The following is a 3,421-nucleotide window of genomic DNA, read 5'->3' as shown; positions in this document are numbered from 1 at the left end:
CACCGACTCCAACTCAGCAGCCCAGCAAGCGACTTCAGTCATCCCCTCCATACCAGGACAACGACAACCGCCAGCTCAGGACACGAACCACTGCTGGAGTACTAAGCAGGCTGGTACGGAGTGTTGAAGCGCTTCGATGCTGTCATCGCTTCCATCGGATTGTCCATGGCTGAAATGCAAGAGAATTCCTTCGTGCGGGCCTCTTGTTCCCTTCGAAATGTGCCGTTAGCGTCGCAGCTAGTTAAGCGCTTCGACACCCGGTTCGGGGAGGGCCGCCGCCATGAGAAACGAGTGGAACCATGCAGCCACACGCAATGGGAGATGACCTCGACCGGGTATAGGTGGCCCTTGTACGACGGAGCCACGGCCAAGACCTACGGCAGCCAGACGGCGAACGTCATCACCGTCCAGGGCACCGCCGGCACCACGTACATCTACGCCGGTGACCGCTGGGACACCTCCAACCTGGGCGCGTCGAAGCTGATCTGGCTGCCACTGACCATCCGGGGCACGACGGTGAACCTCGGCCAGCACCCGACCTGGTCCCTCGACGTGGACGCGGGCACGTGGACGGCCGGCAGCGGGATCCCGTCGGACGGGGTCCACACCCTGAAGAACCTCGGCAGCTCCCTGCTGATGGACGTCGCTAGCGGGTCCACGGCCAACGGCGCCAAGATCATCCAGTAGCCGTCCACCGGCGGTACCAACCAGCAGTGGACCCTCACCCGGGTGGCGGACAACATCTTCACGCTCAGGAGCGTCAAGAGCGGCCTGTGCCTGGACGTCCCTAGCAAGTCGACCACCGCCGGCGTCCAGTTGCACCAGTGGACCTGCAACGGCCAGACGAACCAGCAGTGGGCCCTCGACCTGACCGGCAGCTACACCGGCAGCAACTACATGCTGGTGGGCATCGGCAGCGGCCTGCACATCGGCGTCGCGGGCTCCACCACCCAGAGAGCGGCGGTGGACCAGGAGCTCGGCGGCAGCTCGAGCGTCAACACCGAGACCTGGACTCTCTCCTGACCGCGTGCCCCGGCGACCCCGCCACCGAGCGGGCCGCCGGGGCACGTCCCCTACCGAGGATCACCTCACGGGCCGGTTCGGACCGGGACGCTGTCCGCTCGCCTGCCCATGACTCCTTACACATCCCAACTCCCCCACTTCCGTATAGCCCTCAGCAGACAAAGGAGTTTGCGTAGTGGACTGGACCACTCCATGGATCGCAGGTGCTTCCTGCCGCCCGCCGCCGCCCTGACCGCCGGAGCGGCCTCCCTCCCCCGGACCGCACTGCTGCACAAGATCCCCGACTACCGCGTCAACGGCGACGGCGTGTCGCCGAATGGTCCTGGCCGAGCCTGACCGACCGCTACATCCACCGGCACATCCAGCGCCTGTACGGCGCCTGGCCGCTGCACGAGATCAGCCCCGAGGACGAGTCCTCCCTCGTCCGCCCGGCGCTCAAGGCACTCGACAAGCGCGGCGACCTCGGCGACAGTCGCCTCCTCTCCGCGGCCGACGGTGCCGCCGCGGCGGCGGCATTCCCCGCTTCTTGCCGGGCGTCTTCTTGTTCGCGTCCAGTCCCGTCGTTTCCCTCGGCACCCCGGCTGCCACGCGGACGGACTGGGTGTCGATGATCACCAGGGACGGGTCCTCTAATCGTCTGGACCGCTCCCGCACCTGACAGCGCAGGATCTCCTGGATCCGCTGGTCAAGACCGTCCTGGCGCCACAGAGTGAAGTAGTAGAACACCGCCGACCAGGCCGGGAGGTCATGTGGCAGGAGCCGCCACTGACAGCCCGTCCGGTTCTGGTGGAGCAGCGCGTTCACGACCTCGCGCAGGTTGCAGGAGCCCGGGTTCCCGGTCGCCGACCGTGCCACCCGCTCCTGCTTCCACGCCGTGCCCAGCGGCTCGATCAACGCCCACTGCTCGTCGGACAAGTCGGTTGCGTACGGCATCGTAAAGGGCAATTCGGCTAGATCAAATGCCCTCTCAGAGCGAGGCGTCAGTTCTCCGTGTGTTCGCTTCCTTCTGCGCGGGCGCGCTGCGCGCGGAGTTCCACGGCGTCGAGGAACAGGCCGATCGCGGTTTCGAACTGGTCCTCTTCGTCGATTTCCGCGAGATAGGGGGCGACCTGTGCCAGGTTCGGGTACCGCTGTGGCGAGGCCGTCAGGTACTCGCGGCGCCAGGCCAGCCGGTCGCCGTCCTGGGCGCCCTTGTCCAGCACGTTGAAGGAAGCCTCGAAGGCGCCGGCGGCGAGTGCCGTATCGGCCAGCACGCGGTAGTACGAGGCCGCTTCGCGTCCCTGGAGGCCAACCTGGAGCAGGGCGCCGATGACCACGTCGGCGCCCTGGAACTCCGGCTCGCGCCGTGAGGTGCGGGCCGCGACCAGGACGGCCACACCCGGGTGCCGCAGGCATGCGGCACGGATCCGTCGGGCGAGCGACGCGAGGGTCTCGCGCCAGCTTTCCGACGGTGCGAAGTCGTGCAGGGCATCGCTGACCAGCCGGGCGGCCAGGCCGAGCAGCAGGTCGTCCTTGCCGCGGAAGTGCCGCAGGACGGCTGTGTGGTCGGCTCCCAGATCGGTGCCCAGCCGGCGGAAGGTGAGCGCCTCGGGACCGTCCCTCTCGATCACGGCCATCGCGGTGTCCAGGATCAGATCCGGGGTGAGGAAGGAGGCCGGACGCTGCTTCCGTCCTACGGGAGTGGCTCCTGCCGAGTTGGTCTTCGCGCGTGTCATGGCCGCCATCTTATCGACGGCGTTGTCAACGATGGTTCTCCTGCAGATGGTCGGCCACTGCCCGCAGTGCCGTGATGGACTCCGCGTCACGCGAGGAGTCGTCCGCCGTCGGCCACGCGCTGGTCTTGACGATCACCACGTCGGCGTCCGGGTCTACATACAGGTACTGGCCGTGGATCCCCACCGCGGTGAACGGACGTCGCTCGCCGCCGAGTGTCCACCACTTGTTGCTGTACCCGTAATGCGGGTAGCCGCTGGGGCCCAGCGCGCCGACCTCCAGGTGCGGCACCCCGCGCCCCCGGCTGCGCGTCACCCATTCCTCGGGCAGGATGCGCTGCCCGTTCAGCTCTCCACCACGGGACATCAGCAGCCCCAGCCGGGCCATGTCGCGGGCGGTGGCATTGAGCGAGCCGCCGCCGATCGCGGTACGCGGATGCTTGCGGGTGAGCCAGTAGTACGCGTCGTGCTCAGCGCCGATGCGGCTCCAGAGGCGCTCCGTGGCGTACTGCGCGAGGGAGCGGCCGGTGGCGGACTCCAGCACCCATCCCAGGACCTGGGTGTCGATCGTCGAGTAGCTGAACTGCGTGCCGGCCTCGGTCGAACGCTCGGCTGAGGACACCACCTCGTGCAGTGAGCTTCTTCGAGCGGGCCACCGATCGGGTGACGGTCCGTGAAGCGCAACG

General features: G+C 67.7%; 5 protein-coding genes and 2 pseudogenes. 4 read left to right on the top strand and 3 right to left on the bottom strand.

Features of this window, described 5'->3' with window-relative positions; translation table 11 throughout:
- The first annotated feature begins 321 nt into the window (after window positions 1-321).
- The 4 genes and pseudogenes from ACFU3E_RS38310 (at window position 322) to ACFU3E_RS38295 (ending at window position 1,634) form a co-directional block, all read left to right on the top strand.
- Window positions 322-687 carry a hypothetical protein gene (locus ACFU3E_RS38310; RefSeq protein WP_384169409.1) on the top strand — a complete coding sequence of 122 codons (366 nt, stop codon included), beginning with the start codon at window positions 322-324 and terminating at the stop codon, window positions 685-687.
- 21 nt (window positions 688-708) lie between these two features.
- A pseudogene (locus ACFU3E_RS38305) lies at window positions 709-1,023 on the top strand (RICIN domain-containing protein); the annotation flags it as partial.
- Between the two features lie 192 nt (window positions 1,024-1,215).
- A complete protein-coding gene (locus tag ACFU3E_RS38300) occupies window positions 1,216-1,359 on the top strand; it encodes a hypothetical protein (protein ID WP_384169415.1) in 144 nt (47 codons plus the stop codon).
- Window positions 1,356-1,634, top strand: a complete 279-nt coding sequence (locus tag ACFU3E_RS38295; protein WP_384169412.1) for a hypothetical protein — start codon at window positions 1,356-1,358, stop codon at window positions 1,632-1,634. Before ACFU3E_RS38300 ends, ACFU3E_RS38295 begins: the two co-directional genes overlap by 4 nt.
- Here ACFU3E_RS38295 and ACFU3E_RS38290 read toward each other — a convergent pair.
- The 3 genes and pseudogenes from ACFU3E_RS38290 to ACFU3E_RS38280 form a co-directional block, all read right to left on the bottom strand.
- Window positions 1,537-1,956, bottom strand: a pseudogene (locus ACFU3E_RS38290) (transposase); the annotation flags it as partial. The gene ACFU3E_RS38295 and the pseudogene ACFU3E_RS38290 overlap by 98 nt on opposite strands.
- A gap of 47 nt (window positions 1,957-2,003) precedes the next feature.
- Window positions 2,004-2,738 carry a TetR/AcrR family transcriptional regulator gene (locus ACFU3E_RS38285; protein ID WP_384169406.1) on the bottom strand — a complete coding sequence of 245 codons (735 nt, stop codon included), beginning with the start codon at window positions 2,736-2,738 and terminating at the stop codon, window positions 2,004-2,006.
- 25 nt (window positions 2,739-2,763) lie between these two features.
- On the bottom strand, window positions 2,764-3,360 hold the full coding sequence (locus tag ACFU3E_RS38280; protein ID WP_384169404.1) for a serine hydrolase domain-containing protein: 597 nt from the start codon (window positions 3,358-3,360) through the stop codon (window positions 2,764-2,766).
- Window positions 3,361-3,421: the final 61 nt, after the last annotated feature.

This window comes from Streptomyces sp. NPDC057424 (genome assembly GCF_042803315.1).
In the GTDB taxonomy this organism is placed as follows: domain Bacteria; phylum Actinomycetota; class Actinomycetes; order Streptomycetales; family Streptomycetaceae; genus Streptomyces.
The sequence above is the reverse complement of the archived record's forward strand: the minus strand, read 5'-3'. Positions and strand labels throughout refer to the sequence as shown.

What these genes read in the sequence shown, in the direction of transcription:
- ACFU3E_RS38310 (WP_384169409.1), top strand. Translation starts at nt 322, where the DNA reads ATGACCTCGACCGGGTATAGGTGGCCCTTGTACGACGGAGCCACGGCC.
- ACFU3E_RS38300 (WP_384169415.1), top strand. Translation starts at nt 1,216, where the DNA reads ATGGATCGCAGGTGCTTCCTGCCGCCCGCCGCCGCCCTGACCGCCGGA.
- ACFU3E_RS38285 (WP_384169406.1), bottom strand. Translation starts at nt 2,738, where the DNA reads ATGACACGCGCGAAGACCAACTCGGCAGGAGCCACTCCCGTAGGACGG.